The 18,273-nt window shown below is 70.1% G+C and carries 17 protein-coding genes; 2 read left to right on the plus strand and 15 right to left on the minus strand.

Annotated features, from left to right (window positions below; all coding sequences use genetic code 11):
- The first annotated feature begins 227 nt into the window (after positions 1-227).
- A complete protein-coding gene (locus ET989_RS03955) occupies positions 228-863 on the plus strand; it encodes an aspartate/glutamate racemase family protein (RefSeq protein WP_131167273.1) in 636 nt (211 codons plus the stop codon).
- An 818-nt stretch (positions 864-1,681) separates the two neighbouring features.
- Here the strand turns inward: ET989_RS03955 and ET989_RS03960 are convergent.
- The 10 genes from ET989_RS03960 to ET989_RS04005 all read right to left on the minus strand — a co-directional run bounded on the left by ET989_RS03960 (position 1,682) and on the right by ET989_RS04005 (position 9,425).
- Positions 1,682-1,969 (minus strand): heavy-metal-associated domain-containing protein, encoded by a 288-nt coding sequence (locus tag ET989_RS03960; protein WP_131167274.1) that lies wholly within the window; start codon positions 1,967-1,969, stop codon positions 1,682-1,684.
- Positions 1,970-2,032: 63 nt separating this feature from the next.
- Positions 2,033-2,278, minus strand: a complete 246-nt coding sequence (locus ET989_RS03965) for an SHOCT domain-containing protein (protein ID WP_206080019.1) — start codon at positions 2,276-2,278, stop codon at positions 2,033-2,035.
- Between the two features lie 112 nt (positions 2,279-2,390).
- On the minus strand, positions 2,391-3,011 hold the full coding sequence (locus ET989_RS03970; protein WP_131167275.1) for a peroxiredoxin family protein: 621 nt from the start codon (positions 3,009-3,011) through the stop codon (positions 2,391-2,393).
- A gap of 5 nt (positions 3,012-3,016) precedes the next feature.
- A complete protein-coding gene (locus tag ET989_RS03975; RefSeq protein ID WP_129459426.1) occupies positions 3,017-3,994 on the minus strand; it encodes a cytochrome c biogenesis CcdA family protein in 978 nt (325 codons plus the stop codon).
- Positions 3,994-4,308, minus strand: a complete 315-nt coding sequence (locus ET989_RS03980) for a glutaredoxin family protein (RefSeq protein ID WP_241656204.1) — start codon at positions 4,306-4,308, stop codon at positions 3,994-3,996. Before ET989_RS03980 ends, ET989_RS03975 begins: the two co-directional genes overlap by 1 nt.
- Positions 4,309-4,447: 139 nt before the next feature.
- Complete coding sequence (locus tag ET989_RS03985) at positions 4,448-5,035, minus strand: DUF305 domain-containing protein (protein ID WP_131167469.1); 588 nt, start codon at positions 5,033-5,035, stop codon at positions 4,448-4,450.
- Positions 5,036-5,168: 133 nt separating this feature from the next.
- A complete protein-coding gene (locus ET989_RS03990) occupies positions 5,169-6,344 on the minus strand; it encodes a YibE/F family protein (RefSeq protein WP_241656212.1) in 1,176 nt (391 codons plus the stop codon).
- Between the two features lie 187 nt (positions 6,345-6,531).
- Entirely contained in the window at positions 6,532-6,993 is a 462-nt protein-coding gene (locus tag ET989_RS15130) for a hypothetical protein (RefSeq protein ID WP_051208216.1), read from the minus strand.
- A 46-nt stretch (positions 6,994-7,039) separates the two neighbouring features.
- The gene (gene lnt, locus ET989_RS04000) at positions 7,040-8,623 is read right to left on the minus strand and encodes an apolipoprotein N-acyltransferase (RefSeq protein WP_131167277.1); all 1,584 of its coding nucleotides are present in this window, start codon (positions 8,621-8,623) and stop codon (positions 7,040-7,042) included.
- Positions 8,624-8,651: 28 nt separating this feature from the next.
- Positions 8,652-9,425: a prolipoprotein diacylglyceryl transferase gene (locus tag ET989_RS04005; protein ID WP_131167278.1), complete on the minus strand. Its 774-nt coding sequence runs from the start codon at positions 9,423-9,425 to the stop codon at positions 8,652-8,654.
- Positions 9,426-9,674: 249 nt separating this feature from the next.
- Between ET989_RS04005 and ET989_RS04010 the strand changes: the two genes are divergently transcribed.
- Positions 9,675-10,274, plus strand: coding sequence for a DUF305 domain-containing protein (locus ET989_RS04010; RefSeq protein WP_165490022.1), 600 nt, complete (start codon positions 9,675-9,677; stop codon positions 10,272-10,274).
- A 101-nt stretch (positions 10,275-10,375) separates the two neighbouring features.
- Here the strand turns inward: ET989_RS04010 and ET989_RS04015 are convergent, their stop codons facing one another.
- The 5 genes from ET989_RS04015 to ET989_RS04035 form a co-directional block, all read right to left on the minus strand.
- Positions 10,376-10,720: a metal-sensitive transcriptional regulator gene (locus ET989_RS04015; RefSeq protein WP_129459419.1), complete on the minus strand. Its 345-nt coding sequence runs from the start codon at positions 10,718-10,720 to the stop codon at positions 10,376-10,378.
- Complete coding sequence (locus tag ET989_RS04020) at positions 10,692-13,460, minus strand: heavy metal translocating P-type ATPase (RefSeq protein WP_131167280.1); 2,769 nt, start codon at positions 13,458-13,460, stop codon at positions 10,692-10,694. Before ET989_RS04020 ends, ET989_RS04015 begins: the two co-directional genes overlap by 29 nt.
- A 104-nt stretch (positions 13,461-13,564) precedes the next feature.
- A complete protein-coding gene (locus ET989_RS04025; RefSeq protein ID WP_131167281.1) occupies positions 13,565-16,009 on the minus strand; it encodes a heavy metal translocating P-type ATPase in 2,445 nt (814 codons plus the stop codon).
- 42 nt (positions 16,010-16,051) lie between these two features.
- On the minus strand, positions 16,052-16,369 hold the full coding sequence (locus ET989_RS04030; protein WP_131167282.1) for a hypothetical protein: 318 nt from the start codon (positions 16,367-16,369) through the stop codon (positions 16,052-16,054).
- 104 nt (positions 16,370-16,473) lie between these two features.
- Positions 16,474-17,979 carry a multicopper oxidase family protein gene (locus ET989_RS04035; protein WP_131167283.1) on the minus strand — a complete coding sequence of 502 codons (1,506 nt, stop codon included), beginning with the start codon at positions 17,977-17,979 and terminating at the stop codon, positions 16,474-16,476.
- Positions 17,980-18,273 lie beyond the last annotated feature (294 nt).

An 18,273-nucleotide genomic window follows, 5' to 3' on the forward strand; every position in this document is an offset into this window, starting at 1 on the left:
AGTGACCGACACGGCGCAGTATTCGATCACCGACGGTGACTGGCCCGCAGTCCGCCGACACTTGGACCATCTCCTCGCGAAGTAGCTCGGCGGGACTCGCAGGGACGAATTGGGTGGTTGGCCACCAACCTCGAACATCCGGAAATGCCGCTGTCCGTTCGTCAGGGTGCAGTGGGTGTGCTGAGACTGCTGCCCTGGGAGGCCCTGCTCTTGGGCAGGATTCGTCTATGACGTCGTACGGGTTCCTGCACACCTCGCCGGTTCATGTGGCGACCTTCGATGCGCTCCTTGCCCGTCTTCGCCCGGACGCACAGCGGGTGCACGTGGTCGACGAGTCACTTCTGAGCGACGCCCGCCAGCGAGGTCCGCAGTTCGTCACGGGCTGCGTCCGCGAGCACCTCGACCGGCTTCGGGACCGGGGCGCTTCGGTCGTGTGCTGTACCTGCTCGACCATCGGCGACATCGCGGAGGAGAACGCCCTGGGCGTCCCCGTGTTCAGGGTCGACCGCCCGATGGCAGCCCAGGCGGTCCGCTCCGGGCCCCGGATCGTTGTCGTCGCAGCCCTGGCGTCGACGCTCGAACCGACCCGTCACCTGCTCGAGCACGAGGCCCGCGCCGCCGGGCAGGACGTCGCCCTCACGCTGATCACGGCTGAGGGCGCGTGGGAGCTGTTCGAGGCAGGCGACCAGGACGGTTACCTCGACGTCATCTCCCAGGCCGCACGTCACGCGGCAGCGGACGCCAGCGTCGTTGTCCTCGCCCAGGCCAGCATGGCCGCCGCAGAGCCCCTGCTGCAGGACCTGACCGCTCCGGTGCTCAGCTCACCCCGCCTGGCCGCTGAACACCTCGCAAGCACGTACTGACAGGCGCGGATCAACTCGCGCATCTGCCGCGCCGGGTGCGTTCGATCTTGCCGAGAGTCGGACATCATCCGATACGGGTTGCCACGCGTTCATCGGGTGTTAACTGACCCCGTCTCTGCCGGTCTCCTTGATCTGGAAAGGTCGCGCCATGCTGGCCGTTCGGTCCTTGTGTGAGATGGTCCCGCTCGGCCTGGCCGTCCCACTCGCAGTCGGTGGGTTGACGGTCACGATGGCGACCCACGCGGCGGTTCTCTCAGGCCGCCTGCCACACACCGCTGTCAGCGGGGGTCGGGTGACGGATCCGGTCGAAGGGCGACGGGTTGCCGCCGTGAGCATGTGCAGTCTTCTGCCGGTGGCGGTACTGGTGGCGCGTGGTGCGGGGATCGCCGGGGAGGTGTCCCGAGCAGAACGGGGCCTGCTCGGAGTCCTGGCTGTGGCAGGACTGGCCAGTGTCCCGGTACAGGCGCTGGGCACCACGTTCGAACGGCGTTACATGGCCCCCACCGCAGCGGCGCTGGCAGCAGGTCTAGGGCGGCTGGCGATCGAGCGCTGAACCGCCCGAAGACTGTGAGGCGGAAGGTGCCAACGCACTTGTCGACGACGCGGGGGCGGCATGGCAGCCAGAGCTCGCGCGATCCGGTAGGTGTTGACCATGCAATTCCTCACGCCGACGGGGCAGTGATCCCGACCACGATCGTGAGCTTGCTGCGATGGGTGCCCTGCGACGCGTGGGCGTGGTCGGCGCTCATGCTGGTGCTCTGTCCAGGGCGGGCCTCAGGGCAGGTGCGTGAGCTCGGGTCCGCCAGCTTTGCTGTGGATCAGGGGAGACCACGAGCGAGCGTCCTGTCCACGGGGGGCCGGCGGTGACTGCGGCGGGCGATGTAGTCGAAGCCGATCTCGTCGACCAGGGCTCGGATTTCCTCGGCGCTCACGGCTTCCGCGGGGGCGATCGTGAGGGACGATTCACCCGCAGGCTCAAGGTCGACGGTCACCTCCCGAACCCCGGGCTGTTGTCGGACGCGCTCCATGAGCAGGACGAGGCAGTCCGGGCAGGTCAGACCGCTCACCCCGAAGGTGCTGACTCTCCTGATCGTAGTCCTCGTCACGGTGCGCTCCTTGGGTAGTTCGTGGCATGCAGGGGGGCGGGTCGGCGCCCCCCCCGGCAGGGTTCAGCGTTGGTCGTTGAGGATCCGTCGGCGCTGCTGGTAGTCGTCGGGTTCGATCTCCCCGCGAGCGAGGCGTTCGTCCAGCAGCTCCAACGCGGTCGGCCGCTCGCGCTGGGGCCGGGGCGCCTCGACGCGGCCGATCCTGCTGATGGACCACACCAACAGAGCGATCAGGACGACGAGGATGAGCGTGCTGATCCCCATTCCCAACCACATCCCCCAGCCGCTGTTGTCTCCCCACATCATCATTGGTTCCCTTCTTGAGCTGGCCTTAGGGCCAGGGTGGTGCGTGAACGGCGTGCGGCCCGTCTGCGGTCGGTCAAGATCGCTACAAGGTCGGCGGCGCAGCGTTCGCGCCCGTTCACAGGCGGCTGGTGGCTTCGTGCAGGAGTTCGGCGGGGTCGAGCCACATGGAGGGGTAGTTGCCGTGCCAGAGCTTGTTGCCGTCGGCGTCGATCAGGACGAAGCCGTGCCCGGGCAGGCCGGGGTGCATGCCCTTGTCGAGGGTGTCGTAGGCCTTCGAGACCGTGCCGTCGTCGAGCAGGTAGGGGGTGGTGACGCCGAAGCGGTCCAGGTCGGGTTGGATCTGGGCGGCGGTGTTCATCACGATGGGGAGCACGGTGATGCCGGCTGCGGCGAAGCCCGGCTCCTGCTCGATGAGGGCCATCTGCTGGGTGCAGGAGCCGCAGCCGGCGCCCTCGTTGAAGTAGAGAAGCACGGGCTGGCCGCGGTAGTCGGCCAGGGACACGGTGGTGCCCGCGGTCGTCGGCAGGGTGAACGCGGGCGCCTGGCCGGACGGGCCACCCTCGACGGGGCGGGCGCTCCACAGGCCGAACCCCACGAGGGCGACGACGAGCGTGGTCAGCAGCCCGGTCGCGATTCTGAACAGGCGGCGACGCTTGGTCTCCTTGGCTGATTCTCGTGCCCGTTGGTCTCGGAGCTGTTGCCGGCGGCTGATGGTGGTGCGCTGGTTGCTGGGCATGGTCGTCAGTTCCTCGCGGTGTCGTGGTCGGCGATCGGGTGGTCGGCGTCGGTCGTGCTGTGGCAGTGCGGCAGGGTGGGGTCGGCGTCGGCGTGCTCTTCGGCTCCCTGGCGCGCGTCGCGGCGGCGGTCGCGGAGCGTGGTCCACACGAACACCCCGGCCAGCCCCAACAAGGCGAGGCCGAGGACGGGCTCAGGGACCGGGGCAAGCCAGCCGAGGACGGCCTGCGCGGCTTGGGTGACCCAGTCGCCGGCGGCGAGCTGGACCCAGGTGCCCGACCCGGTCATCGTCGCCGTGCCAGCGAGGGTGATGACCCAGACGCCCATGATGACGAAGGCGACCGCGACGAGCAGGTTCACGCTGTTGGTGTGCAGCGTGCGGCCGGCGACGGTCACCCTGATGGGCTTCGCCCGGCCCCAGCGTCGTTCGTTGAGGCGGGCGGCGTCCCACACGAGTGCCATGACCAGCAGCGGGATGACCATGCCGAACACGAAAGCCAGCCCGAGGACCAGGCCGCCAAGCGGGTTGCCGGAGAGAGCGGACAGGGTCATCACGCCTGCCAGGACGGGGGCGCAGCAGCTGGACGCGATCCCTGAGAACACGCCGAGGCTGAAGAAGGTCGCCGTGTCGCCGCGGGTGGTGTCGGGGGCGCGCAGCATCGACGGCATGGACCACATCCGGCCGCTGAGGGCCAGCAGGCCGAGGCCGATCATGAGCAGGCCACCGGCCCAGTACAGGATCACGTGGTACTTGGCGATCGCACCGGCCAGCAGACTCACCCCGAGCGTGATCGGGACCAGGACGAGCGCCAGGCCTGCCGCGAAGACGAAGGTCAGCGGGAGGAGGCGCCACCGGTTGTTCTTGACCGCAGCAGCCAGGTACGACGGGGCGAGGAAGACGATGCAGCAGGGTGCGAACAGTGCCACCGTGCCCGCGAAGAAGGCGGCCAGGATGCTGCCAGTTGCCAGGAGTTCCGAGCCCATCACGAGGCCTTCCGTGCCGCGAGGGCGCGGTCGAGCTTGCGGCGCGGGAGGCGTCCGGCGCTGAGGAACGCGCCGTCGAGCAGCACGAGGGGGAACATGGCCGGGCGGTGTTGATGGAGGAGCTTCTGGCCCTGCGGTGATTCGGCGTCCACCTGGTCGAGCAGTAGCTGCCCTTGGGTCGCGCGGTTCAGGAGTTCCGTGTGGGCGTCCTCACAGAGGTGGCAGGCCTCGGCGGTTACCAGGGTGACCATGGGCGACGCAGCCCGGGCGGTCTGGTGGCCGACCCGGGCCCAAGTGTTGTTCGTCGTGTTCACGACGACCATGGTGGTTCCCCTCACCGGGGGGACCGGTCAAGGCAGCCTCAAGATCTCGTCTGGCCTGAGAACAGCATGTGCGGTCGTCCGAGGGCGAGGGGCCGGCAGCACCTGCCGGCCCCTCGCCACGGTCGGGTTCCTACGCTGATGCGAGCAATCCCTGCATCTCCTCGATCTCTGCTTCCTGGTCGGCGATGATCTTCTGCGCCAGCTCGATGGCTTGCGGGTCCCGGCCGTCGGCGAGTTGGGTCTGGGCCATCTCGATCGCTCCTTGATGGTGGGCGATCATCGAGGTGAGAAACTGCCTGTCGAAGTCGGCGCCCGATAAGCCTCGCAGCTCGGCCATCACCTCTTCCTGGCTTCTCCCGTCCATGTCCATGCCCGAGTGGTCCATCCCGGGCATGTCACTCTCGGCCGGCATCGGATCCTCGCCCCACGCGGCAAGCCAGCCGCTCATGGTGTCGATCTCGGGGCCCTGGGCGGCCGAGATGCGTTCGGCCAGCGCCTTGACGTCCGCGCTCTGGGCCTGCTGGGCGGCGAGGTCGGCCATCTCGATCGCACCCTGGTGGTGCACGATCATCATCTGCGCGAACGCCGTGTCTGCCTCGTTGTGGACGGCCGCACTGTCCGGGTTCGCTGACCCTGCCGTCGTCAAGGCTGGGCTGGGAGTGGCCGCCGGCGTGGCCGAGCACGCCCCCAGCATGGTTGCCGCTACCACGACGCCCATCACGATCGTGACCCACTTCGGTGTTGCTCTCATTGTTCTCCTGTTTCTCGCAGACAATCGGCCGCACCCCCGAGGGAAGTGGGGCACCCGCCGTCTTTCAAGGTTGCGACGCGAAGCTTGGCCAAACCTTGACCTAGATCGCTCGCCGGGGGCGTCGGGCTTTGGTGCCGGAGTCGGCGACGTCCCGACCCGACCCACCGCCGGCTGCGGCCGCGCCGGCAACGGTGAGGGCGGCCACGCCGGTGGTGAGGGGAACGCTCAGCACGAGGCCGATGCCGCTGCCGAGGGTGCGGATGATCTCCTCGGAGAACTGCTCGGTCGACAACAACAGGTTCAGGGGCTGCTCGTACAACGACAACAGCAGCAACAGCGACAACGCGGCGCCGGCGTACGCGAACACGATGGTGTAGATCGTCGAAGCGATGTGGTCGCGGCCGATCCGCATCCCCGAGGCGAACAACTGCCCCCGGCTCAGGTGCGGCCCGGCGGCCCGGACCTCCCACACCGACGACGCCTGCGTGATCGTCACGTCGTTCAGCACGCCCAGGCCCGCGATCACCAGACCACAGGTGAGGATGTCAGGGAAGTCGAGGTCACTGAGCAGGTTGGTCAGCGCGAGGGTCTCCTCACTGGAGATGCCGCTCAGCCGGGCCATCGAGACGCCCAGCGCGCCGAGGCCGGTGGTCACCAACAGGCTCAACCAGGTGCCGACGAACGCTGACGTGGTCCGCCACGACACCCCATGGGCCAGATAGAGCACCACGAACATGATGGCGGTCGCCCCCACGATCGCAACCCACACAGCCGGCTGTCCCGACGTGAGGGCCGGGATCAGGAAGCCGAACAGCACCACCCCGGACACCACCAGCCCCAGCAGCCCGAAGAAGCCCTTCCGGCCGGCGACGACCAGCACCGCCACCACGAACAGGATCGTGAAGATCGCCAGGACCGGGATCCGGTCGACCGTGATCAACGACCATCCCCCGGGCACCCCCTCGGTGGCGCCGACCTCGGCCACGTGGACGCCGTCGCCGGGCTGCAGGCCGCTCCACGCGGTCACTCCCACCAGCTCCACGTCCACGAGTTCGCCCGCCCGGCGGTCGAGTTCGACCTGGGCGACGAGGCAGGCGTGTTGGACGCCGGCGTCCGGCCCGGTCGGCGGGGCGTCCGGGGCCGCCGGGCACGGCTCGATCGCGGTGATCTGCCCGCGCACGGGCACGATCCCCTCGGTCGTCAGCACCGAACCCTCCGGCAACACCCGTTCCGTGGGCCACAACCACACCAAGCCCGCCATGGTGATCGCCGCCACGACGGCCAACAGCACTAGTGTCGCGAGCGGGCCGTCCGGGAGACGCGCACGTCGGCGTCCACCCCATCATGCCCGTGGTGGTGATGGTGACCCCCGCTCATGGGGTGGCCACCGGAGGGACGAGGCGAGGTGTGGTCACGATCGTCCAGCGTGGCAGCCAGCGCATGAGCCGGAGGTCAAGGCCGGGTCAAGATCTGGTCTGGTTCGTGTCTGGGTGGTGCCCGTCGTGTTCCTCCAGCGGCTGGCCGGTGGGGCCAGTGGTCGCCGCGGGCTGGGGTGCGACGGGTGTCGGGTTGAGGGCGGGCCCGATCACGAACGCGGACAGTGTGAACAGGCTGGTGAAGGCGATCGCCCCCAGCGCTGGCGCCTTCCAGGTGCCGAACCGTTTCCGGAGGCGGTTGAGCATCGGGATGCTGAGCAGCATCCCGGCTGCGTAGAGCACCGTGTTGCCCACGACGCCGGTCAGGAGGGCGGCGCCGGCGAGGAACCCGACGTGGTGCAGGACATGCGGTGCGAGCCCGAGCAGGGCCCCGAACGTGGCTCGGGTGGCCGCCCACGCCCCGGCGGCGCGGGCCCGCCACGGGGTGGCCGCGGTGACGCTGTCGGCGGCCAGAGTAGATGCCGGGGGGTCGGTCAGGCTGGTGTCCATACCGTCGAGGGTGCGTGACGTCGGTGTGGTGTCGGCCCGGCTCTGGTCAAGATCCGACCAAGGGATGAAAGCGCCTGCGCGGCGAAGGCGTCAGCGTGAGCGCCGTGATCCAGAGCGCGGCGGCCACGGTCGCGGTGACCTCCAGGGGGGTGGCGAGCCAGCTGGCGGTGGTGGTCCCGGTGCGCAGGCCGAGTTGCACCACTCCAACGGCGGGACCCGGTTCGGTGACCTTCATGGTGACCCGACCGGTGGGATCGATGAGTCCGGTGATGCCGCTGGTGGTGACGACGAGGGTGTCGCGGCGCAGTTCCGCTGCCCGGGCCCGGGTGATGGCGAACTGTTGCTCGATCTGGGCGGTGCCCTGGTACATGGCGTTGTTGCTTTGCACGATGACGGCCTGCGCGGTGGCGAGGTCGTGCACGACGGGGTCGAAGGCGACGTCGAAGCAGGCCAGCACGCCAAGGCTGATCGAGCGTCCGTCGGGGAGCTGTACGTCGAGAAGACCCGGATCAGTGCCGGCCACGGACTGGGCGCCGACGTAGCGCAGGGCAGGGATCAGCGGCAGCAGCACGTCTCGGAACGGGATCCATTCGCCGAACGGGACGATCGAGCGTTTCTGATAGGTGGGCCCGATCCGGCCGTCGGGTTCGCGCCATTGGGCGGCGGTTCGCCGCTGGCGGGGTCCGGGACCGTCGAGGATGGCGCCGACCAGCACGGGACGCCCCACGGCCGCGACGGACTGCTCGACGAGCTGGCCGGTGCGCTGGTCGGTGTCGGGGTCGAGGTCGGTGGCGTTCTCGGGCCACACGACGAAGTCGGGGGCCGGCAGGCGGCCGGCGTCGATCGCGGCGGCCAGTTCGCGGGTGGCCCGTGCCTGGTTGGTGGTGATGGTACGAGGCGGGCCGAGGCCGTAGACGCCGCCGCCGGGTGCGCCACCCTGGACCCAGCCCGCGGTGACGACGCCGTCAGGGGGCGGGGTCGGGGTCACGGTACCGGCGGTGGCGGCGCCGGTGACGACGACCAGCCACGCCGCGGACCAGGCCAGGCGCCACCTGGAGGGCCCCAGCAGGATCCAGGCGCCCAGCTGTCCCGTGAGGACCACGGAGAAGCTGACGCCGGCCACCCCGATGAAGGGGTACAGCCCGGCCAGGGGCGAGTCGATCTGGGTGTAGCCGAGCCGCAGCCAGCCGAAGCCGCCGAACGGGACGCGGGCGGCGAGGAACTCCACGCCCAACCAGGCCAGGGCTGCCAGTACGGGCCAGCCGCGGCTCCGGCCGGCGGCGCGGACCAGCACGGCCGTGACCGCAGACCAGCTGGAGGAGAGCAACAGCAGCCCTACCAGGGCGGCCGGGTGGATGGCGGCCATCCAGCCCAGGGTTGGTCCGGACAGGCCAAGGCCGTAGGCCAGCCCCACGGCAGCCGCAGCCCGGAGCGACGTGCTCCGGTGCACGGCGACGGTGAGCACCATGACGCCAACCGGTGGGGCGAGCCACCAGCCCAGCGGTGCGACACCCGTGCCCGTCACCAACCCCGCCGCACCCGCCGCCCCCGCCGCGACCAGCGGTGCCCACTGACGCGGCCACCGCTGCCGGGCCCACGCCGCGTCCCGTGCGGTCCGCAGGGTCGTCATCGCCGGCGAGGCCAGTCCACCGAGCGAATCACACGCGCGCCGGCTCGACCGGGTGTGCGGCGGCGGGCTCGGGGGTCCGCTGCCGGCGGTCGACCGCGATCAGCATGACGCCGGCGATGATGCTGAGCAGGCCGAACAGTTGCGCTTCGGTGAGGCCGAGCAGGACGCGGTCGTTGACCCGGACGATCTCGACCAGCAGTCGCGCGGCTCCGCTGAGGGCGAGGTAGCCGCCGAACACTGACAGCGGCAGCCAGCGGCGGGCGAGCAGCCAGAGCACGGCGGCGATCGCGAACGCGCCGGCAGCCTCGTACAACTGGGCGGGGTGAACCGGGACGGTCACGGGCACGACGCCGTTCGGGAAGGCCATCCCCCAGGGCAGGTCGGTCGGCGTGCCGTAGGTGCCATCGCCCGCCAGGAAGCAGCCGATCCTGCCGATCCCGTACGCCACCGACAGGGGGATCGCGGTCGCGCCGGCCACGGTGGCCATCGGCAGCTGGTAGCGGCGGGTCAGGACGACGACGGTGAGGATGCCGCCGATCAGTCCGCCGTACCAGACGAACCCGGAGCTACCGAGCAGGTGCCAGCTGAACTGGGCGCGGTTGTCGATCAGGAAGTACACCTTGGCGGCCACGAACCCCCACACCGCCGCCCACAGGACCAGCGAGTGCGCCTGCTCCACCGGGAAGCCGAGCCGGCGGAAGGCCCGGCCGAGCAGCCACGCGGCGACCAGCGCCGCGAGGGCCTTGCTCACCCCGTACGACTGGATCTGGATTCCGAACACTGAGAACAACACCGGCCACACGGCGAGACTCCTCCATCAAGCGACGCACCCGCGTGGCACGCCGGCTCCTACTGTCGCGGGCCGGGGTCAAGGGCCCCCTGAGCGGCAGCCAAGATCACGTCAAGAAGCCGATGAAACTGGGCGGGGGTGCCTGGCGAAAACCTCAAGATTCGGCCAAGAACCCCGATCCGGGGCTCGACGCCGCGAAACCCCGGTGGGTAGCGTCGATGCCCATCCTCACACCTGAGGCGAACAACCAAGGGAGGCATGATGGAACACACGAACCTGACCCGACGGGTGGCGTCCGGCTTGACTGCGGCCCTGTTGGCGACCGGCGCCCTGACCGGGGTGGCGGTGGCGGCCGCACCACCGGCGCAGGCGAGCGCACCGGCGGCGTCCGATCAGGCGGCCCGGTTCGAGGTCGACTTCCTGACCGGGATGATCGACCACCACCACATGGCGGTGATGATGGCCGAGATGTGCGTCGAGAAGGCGGTCCACGACGAGCTCGCAGCGACGTGTGAGTCGATCGTGGCCACCCAGTCGGCCGAGATCGCGACCATGCAGCAGTGGCTGGAGGACTGGTACGGCATCTCCCACGAGCCGGACATGACTGGGATGCAGTCGATGCACCGGTTCCACGACCTAGACGGCGAGGAGTTCGAGGTCGCGTTCCTGCGGTCGATGATCCGCCACCACCGGGGTGCGATCCGGGAGGCCGAGAAGTGCCTGGCGAACGCCGAGCACGACGAACTGCTGACCCTGTGCAGCGACATCCGAGACGCCCAACTGGCAGAGATCGCCCAGATGCAGGACTGGCTGCAGGAGTGGTATGACCTGCCGGGCGGCCGACCGGTCGGCACAGCCTGATCGAGGCCCTGCCCCCGCGGGCGGCCCGACGGAGGCGTGACGCGCAAGGGCGGGGGGTCGCGTTCGCGACCCACCCGCCCTTTTCACACGCAGGACCAGCTTCAAGTGCGGAGCAGCCGTTCGACGGCCCGGAGGGCCTGCTCCACCTGTTCGGTCTGCTCGTCGGCCACGGTGGTGGCTGCCCCCCGCTGCAGGCAGTCGCGGAGGTGTTGGTCGACCAGCATCAGGGCTGCGGCTTCGAGGGCGTGGGTGACTGCGGCCACCTGGGTGAGGATCTCGATGCAGTCGGCGTCGCCGTCGACCATCCGGGCGATCCCGCGGACCTGCCCCTCGATGCGCCGCAGCCGGCCCAGCAGGGCACGTCGGGTCCGTGAGGCCGACGCACTCCCGTGGGCTGCAGGGGCGGAAGCGCCCGGGTCAGTGGTGGCCGGCGCCGGAGGGTCCATGCGCGTAACGGTGCGGGTCCGCGTCGAAGGTTTCGGCGCAGCCCTTGGAGCAGAAGTAGATCGTGGGGCCGTCGTGGTCGCGGGTGGCGGCCGCGTCGGTCGGATCAATCTTCATGCCGCAGACCGGGTCGACGACCTTGGCGGTGGTGTCCTTCTTCTTGCCGAACAGGCCGAACATGGTGGTTTCCTTTCGTTGGGTGTGGTGTGAGGCTTCGACGCTGCCGCCCACCTCGACGAGCGGATCGACGCCGGCCACCTGGGTGGTGGCAGCCAGTGGACGGGGGGTGAACCGGCGGAGCCGGTTCGCGTTGGCGACCACCGACAGCGACGACAGTGCCATCGCGGCGGCGGCGATGATCGGGCTGAGGGTGATCCCGAACGCCGGATAGAGCACGCCGGCGGCGATCGGGATGCCCAGGATGTTGTACAGGAACGCGAACACCAGGTTCTGCTTGATGTTGCGCATGGTGGCCCGGGACAGGTCGACGGCGGTCACTATGCCCACCAGTGCCCCCGAGACCAACGTGATGTCGGAGGACTCGATCGCGACGTCGGTGCCGGTCCCGATCGCCGACCCGACGTCGGCCTGGGCGAGGGCGGGGGCGTCGTTGATGCCGTCGCCGACCATGCCGACCACCTTGCCGTCGGCCTGCAGGCGCCGGACCTCGGCGGCCTTGTGGTCGGGCATCACCTCGGCGACGACGCGGGTGATGCCGACCTGGCGGGCGATCGCGGCGGCGGTGTGCCGGTTGTCACCGGTCATCATCACGACCTCGATGCCGCGGGCCTGGAGGGCTGCGACCGCCGCCGGGGCGCCTTCCTTGAGGGTGTCGGCTACAGCAACGACGCCGGCGGGGTGTCCGTCGACCGCGACCAGCATCGCGGTCTTGCCTTCGGCGGCCAGCCGGTCGTGGGCGGCGAGCAGGACGGCCGCGTCCACCCCGAACGCGTCCAGCAGCCGGCGATTGCCGACCAGCACGCGCAGCCCGTCGACCCGCGCCATCACCCCTTGGCCGGTGACGGACTCGAACCCGTCGACCTCGGGCACAGCGAGCCCGCGCTCGGTCGCCCCGGCCACGATCGCGGCCGCCAGCGGGTGCTCGGAGGCACGCTCGACCCCGGCGACAGCGGCCAGGAGGCGGTCCTCACCTCCGTCGGTCACGGGGATGACGTCGGTGAGGGCCGGGACGCCGCGGGTCAGGGTGCCGGTCTTGTCGAGGATGATCGTCTGCAACTTGTGGGCGGTCTCCAAGGCTTCGGCGGAGCGGATCAGGATGCCGTGCGCGGCGCCCTTGCCCGTGCCGACGGTGATCGACATGGGAGTGGCCAGCCCCAGGGCGCACGGGCAGGCGATGATCAGCACCGACACCGCGGCGACGAGCGCGAAGATGAACACCGGCGGCGGGCCGACCAGCACCCACGCGACGAAGGTCCACACCGCGATCACGATCACCGCGGGCACGAAGTAGCTGGACACCTGGTCGGCGAGCCGCTGGATGGGCGCCTTGGAGCCCTGGGCTTCGCGGACCAGCTTGATGATCTGGGCCAGCATCGTGTCGGCGCCGACCTTGGTGGCCCGGTAGCGCAGGGCGCCGGTGGTGTTGATAGTGGCGCCGATCACGGTGTCACCGACGGACTTGGTCACCGGCATGGACTCGCCGGTCACCATCGACTCATCGATCGAGGAGGAGCCGCTGGTCACCTCGCCGTCGACCGGGAGCTTCTCCCCGGGCCGGATCAGCACGATGTCTCCGACCCGCACCTCATCAACGCCGACCTCGAGTTCGGCACCGTCGCGCTCAACCCGGGCGGTGCGGGGCTGCAGCCCGATCAGAGCGCGGATTGCCTCACCGGTGCCGGCCTTCGCTTTCGTCTCGAGCAGCCGCCCGAGCAGGATGAGGGTGATGATCACCCCGACGGCCTCGTAGTACACGTGCCGCAACGCGTCGGGCAGCAGCCAGGGCAGGAACGTGACCACCAGGCTGTAGCCGAAGGCGGCAAACGTGCCGAGCGTGATGAGCGAGTTCATGTCGGCGGTCCGGTGCGACAGCGCCTTCCAGCCGGTCCGGTGGATCGGCCAGCCGGTATAGAACATCACCGGAGCGATCAACGCCAGCTGTAGCCACGGGTTCATCAGGAACTCGGGAACCCACATCGCCTGGAACAACTCCACCGCCATCACCGCGACCAGCACCGGCGCCGACAGCACCGCACCCACCAGCAGGCGGCGGGTCAAGTCGCGGATCTCGGCGGCACGCTCAGCCTCCTCCGCCTCCGCGTCGGGGGCGGTGCCGCCGGCCGCGGTCGTTCCGTCCACCGGCCGGGAGGCCTGCTCCACCACGGTGCCGCCGCCCTGGGTATCGGCCGGGGGGCTCCCGCTGACCCGGACCACCCCGGACACCATGTTCATCCCGCACGCGAACCGGTACTCCCCCGTTTCGGTGGGAAGGAACTCGACCGCCGTGGTCCGGAACGCCGGCAGCGCTGCGTTGACCTTGAAGTCGGGCATGACCACCCGCGAGGTGCACTCACCGCTCTCCTGCCGGTCGAACAGCAGCCTGACCGGTACGCCCGGGCGGACGCCCTCGATCACGTCCGGGCTGTAGCCACCGTCCACGGTGACCCGCACCACCTGGACGCCGTCCTCCAGGCTCACCTGTCCGGCCCGCTTCGGACCGAAGAAGAACCACCACAACAACCCGGTGACGACCACCGCGCCGCCGATGACGAGCCAACTCATCACAACCACCTCACCCCTGTCCTGATACCCCCCAGGGGTACCGCTTCTGGTGTCAGGTTAGGCGGGTCTCGTGTCCGGATCGGCAGGATCGGATCAAGGTCGCGTCAAGATCCCGACGCAGCCTGCGCGGCCGGGGTGCCTGGTCGGCGGTGGGACTCGTCAGGAAGCCGCAACCGCTTCAGCAGCAGGGCGTTGACAGCGACGATCAGGCTCGAACCGGACATCGACAGCGCAGCGATCTCTGGCCGTAGGGTCAGCCCGACGCCGGCAAACACGCCGGCCGCGATCGGCAGGGCGACCACGTTGTAACCGACCGCCCAGCCCAGGTTCTGCCGCATCTTCCGCAGCGTGCCACGGCCGATGGTCAGGGCGGTCGGCACGTCGAGGGGGTCCGACCGCATGAGGACCAGGTCGGCCGTCTCGATCGCCACATCGGTGCCCGCCCCGATCGCGACCCCCACGTCAGCCTGGGCCAGAGCAGGGGCGTCGTTGACACCATCACCGACCATCGCCACCACCCGCCCCTGGCGTTGTAGATCGGCCACATGGGCGGCCTTGTCGCCGGGCAGCACGTCCGCGATCACCGTGTCGATCCCCAGCTGGGCGGCGATCCGCTCCGCGGTCGCCTGATTGTCGCCGGTCAGCATCACCACCTGCACGCCCTGGTCGTGCAACGCCGCGACCGCCCGGGCGGAGGTCTCGCGGGGGGCGTCCGCCAACCCGATGACCGCCACGATGCGGCCGTCCACCGCTCCGAACACGGCGGTCTGGCCCTGGGCGGCGACCCGGTCGCGGATCGGCCCCGCCGCCGACAGGTCGACACCGAGGGACTCCATGAGCCGCCGGTTCCCCACCGCAACCTCCTGCCCGTCCACGACGGCGCTGGCGCCGTGGCCGGGCACGTTGCGAAACTCGGCAGCCTTACGGGTCGCGACGCCGAGCGCGTCGGCATGGGTGACCACGGCGGCCGCGAGCGGGTGTTCGGATTCGCGCTCCACCGCCGCGACCAGGTCGAGGTGGGGGTCGCCCCCGACGGCGATGACCTGGGTCACCTCGGGTTCGCCCTTGGTGAGCGTGCCGGTCTTGTCCATCACCACCGTGTTGACCTTCGCGGAGGTCTCCAGGGCGGTGGCGTTCTTGAACAACACCCCTCGCTTGGCGCCCAGACCGGTGCCGACCATGATCGCGGTCGGCGTCGCCAGGCCGAGGGCGTCGGGGCAGGTGATGACCACCACCGTGATCGCGAACAGCATCGCCGTCTGGACCGACGCGCCGGCCAGCAGCCAGGCCCCGAACGTGAGCCCTCCTCCGATGATGGCCACCAGCACCAGCCAGAACGCCGCCCGGTCCGCGAGCCGCTGGCCGGGGGCCTTCGAGTTCTGCGCCTGCTGCACCAGCGCGACGATCTGCGCCAGGGCGCTGTCCGCGCCCACCTTGGTGGCCTCCACCCGCAGCGTCCCCGTGGTGTTGATCGACGCCCCCACCACCGCTGAACCGACCGTCTTGTCGACCGGCAAGGACTCCCCGGTCACCATCGACTCGTCCACCTCGGAACGGCCCTCCCGGACGACGCCGTCGACGGGCACCTTCGCGCCGGGACGGACCAGCACCAGGTCGCCGACCAGCACCTCGCTGGTGGGCACGTCGGCCTCGACCCCGTCACGAATCACCGTCGCCATCGGCGGCGCCAGGTCCAGCAACGCCCGGATGGCGTCGTTCGCGCCGCCGCGGGCCCGCATCTCGAACCAGTGCCCCAACAAGACGAACGTGGTCAGCACCGCGGCCGCCTCGAAGAACACCTCGCCACCACCGGTGAGCGTGACGTACAGGCTGTACAGCCACCCGGCGCCGATCGCGATCGCGACCAGCACCATCATGTCCAGCGTCCGGTTCCGCAGGGCGCGGAAAGCCCCGTCGAAGAAGATCCAGCCCGCGTAGAACACCACCGGCAGCGACAACACCAGGGCGAACACCTCGTCCCGCAAACCGAACGGCGCCGGCAGCCCGAAGCCGAGCATGTCGCGTCCCATCGGGGAGAACAACGTGATCGGCACCGACAGCACCGCCGCGACCAGGAACCGGTTGCGCATGTCGGCGACCATGGCGTCCATCGACATCCCCCCATGACCGCCATGACCCATCGCGTCATGCGGCGAGATCACCACCCCCGCGGCGTGGCTCGCCGCCTGGTCGTGCCCCCCATGACCGTGCGGCACCGTGGTTCCGGGGCCGCCGTGCCGCGCGTGGGCGTCCGGGGCTGCGTGCCCGCCGGGATGACCTGCCGGTTCGATGCGGGGAACGCACACGTGGGTGGGCTGTGACTCGCCGGCACAGTGGTAGCCACACTCGCGCACCCAGCCCTGAAGTTCGGCGACGTCGGTCCGCGTCGGGTCGAACGTGACGGTCGCCGTCTGCGAGATCGCGTTCGCGTCGACCGCCAGCACGCCTGGCCGGGTCAGGAGGGTCTGTTCGACGCCGTGGGCGGTGGTGGCCCAGTGCAGGCCACCCACGTGCAGCACGACCGACTCGGCGGTGGAGTTCAGGTTCATCACATTCTCCTGTCAGGGCGGACGGGCGTGGGGGTGCCGGGGTCAATGCTTGTGGCCTCCAGCGGAGCCCTGGTTCATGAACAGCATCATCGCGCCCATCATCGCCATGCACAGCAGGGCGTAGCCGATGGCGCCGCCGCCCGCCGCCCCGGTGGCGACGAGGAATCCGACGACAGCCAGCATCGGGGCGCACATCAGCAGGTGCATCCACCACCGGTGCCGCACGGGCTGGGCCGTAGGGGCCGGCTGCCCAACGGGCGGTGCCGGGGTGGTCGGCGCGAACGGGTCGGCGGCGAACCGGTCGTACGGGTCGCTGCCGGCCGGCGGGATGGCGCGATGGTCGGTGTGGTCGTGATTCATGGCAGGGACTCCTTGGCGTCGGTCGGATCGTTACACCAACGAGGCTGGTCGACGAAGGTCGGGTCTGGTTGTGGGAACCGTCAAGGTCGCGTCAACGTTCCCGCTCAGCCGCGGTAGAGCAGGCCGATCATCATCCCGGCCTCGGCGTGGTAGATGTTGTGGCAGTGGACCATCCAGTCGCCGACGTTGTCGGCGTCCAGCTCGAGCGCCATCGACTGCATCGGCGCCAACAGCACCGTGTCCTTCCGTAGCCCTGTCGGCAGCGCGAACGTGTGCCCGTGCAGATGCAGGGGGTGGGTCATCATCGTCATGTTCATCACGTTGAGCCGCAGCCGTTGCCCCTCACGCACGGTGAGCGGCTGGTTCTGCCCGAACGGGGCCCCGTTGATGCCCCACCGGTACGGGCTCATCGACCCCTCCAACGACATGTGCGCGGTGGCGTCCGGCGATCGTGAAGGCAGCCTCACCGACTCGTGGGGACGCAGGTCGGTGGCCAGCAGGATGCGCCCGGCCAGTTCGGCGGGCGACACGTCGGGGCCGGGGGCCTGACCCGAACCGGTCGTGACCAGGGCCAAGCCCTGGCCGCCCTCGGTCTTGCCGAACGGACGAGCCACCAGGGGGAACACGCCGTCGTCGAGGGTGACGAGGGCGTCGTAGCGCTCGCCCATCCCGAGGTAGAGGGCGTCGACCTCCCGCGGTTCCACGGGGAAGCCGTCGCCGTGGGTCACCGTCAGGCGGTGGCCGCCGAGCGCGACCGTGAAGATCGTGTCGGACGCCGCGTTGATCAGCCGGATCCTGACGCGCTGGCCCGGCTTGGCCTCGAACGTGGCGGGTGCGGTGGGGACGCGTCCGTTGATCAGGAAGTAGGGGTAGGTGACGTCGCCGGCATCCCCCCACGGTTGCGGAGCGTTGCCGCCACCGTGACCGCCGTGGTCCATGCCCCCCATCCCACCCATGCCGCCCATGCCGCCGCTGGGGGCAGGGCCCCCGTCGGCGATCAGCTTCGCGAGGACGTCGTCGGGGGTGCGGCCGGTGCCGTCGACCCAGTCGTCGAGGACGACCACCCACTCGGCGTCGTAGGCTCCCGGCTCGTTCGGGTCGTCGACGATCAGGGGGGCGTACAGGCCGCGGTCGAGTTGAACGCCGACGTGCGGGTGGAAGAAGTACGTGCCGGGATCCGGAGCGGTGAACTCGTAGGTGAACGACCCGCCGGCCGGGACCGGGTCCTGCGTCATGCCGGGGACACCGTCGGCCTTGTTGTGCAGCCGGATCCCGTGCCAGTGGATGGTGGTGTCCGCGGGCAACTGGTTGTCAAGACGTATCCGGAGGAAGTCACCCGCGGTAGCCCTCACGAGCGGACCGGGCGCGGTGTCGCCGTAAGCCCAGGTAGGGACGGTGGGTCCGCCGAGGTCGAGGGTCACAGGCTTGGCGGTCAAGACCTGCTCGACGATCCGTTGCCCGGGTCTCGGGGTGGCCGGCGGGAGCGTCGGCATCGGGCCAGACGCGGAGGGGACGGGGCCGGCGGCCGGCGCGGAGGTGCAGCCCGTCAGGGCGGCGGCGCCGAGGCCGAGTCCGCCGAGCAGGAGCGTGCGTCGGGACATGCCAGTCATGGGTGCCTTTCGATGGGAGCTATTCGAGACGTTGAGGAGGAGTCGGTCCGGGCCGGCGGCTCGGCCGAAGCCCGAGGCTGCGAGCGCCCGGCGGTGGCGTCGTTCTCGGGTGCATCGCGGAATCCCTGCGCCGGCGTGTTCCCGCCCGCCAGGAACAGCGCCCGGATGCCCATCAGGACCACCGCCCAGAAGCCGGCCATGCCGACGAGCATGAGGACCCACATGCCCCAGCCCATAGCAATCCCCTCTCCTGACGTCCTGCCACTGTGGCCGCCTGCTGTGGAGTCGCCGTGT

The sequence above is a fragment of the Propioniciclava sinopodophylli genome (assembly GCF_004324755.1).
GTDB classification, from domain to species: Bacteria; Actinomycetota; Actinomycetes; order Propionibacteriales; family Propionibacteriaceae; genus Propioniciclava; species Propioniciclava sinopodophylli.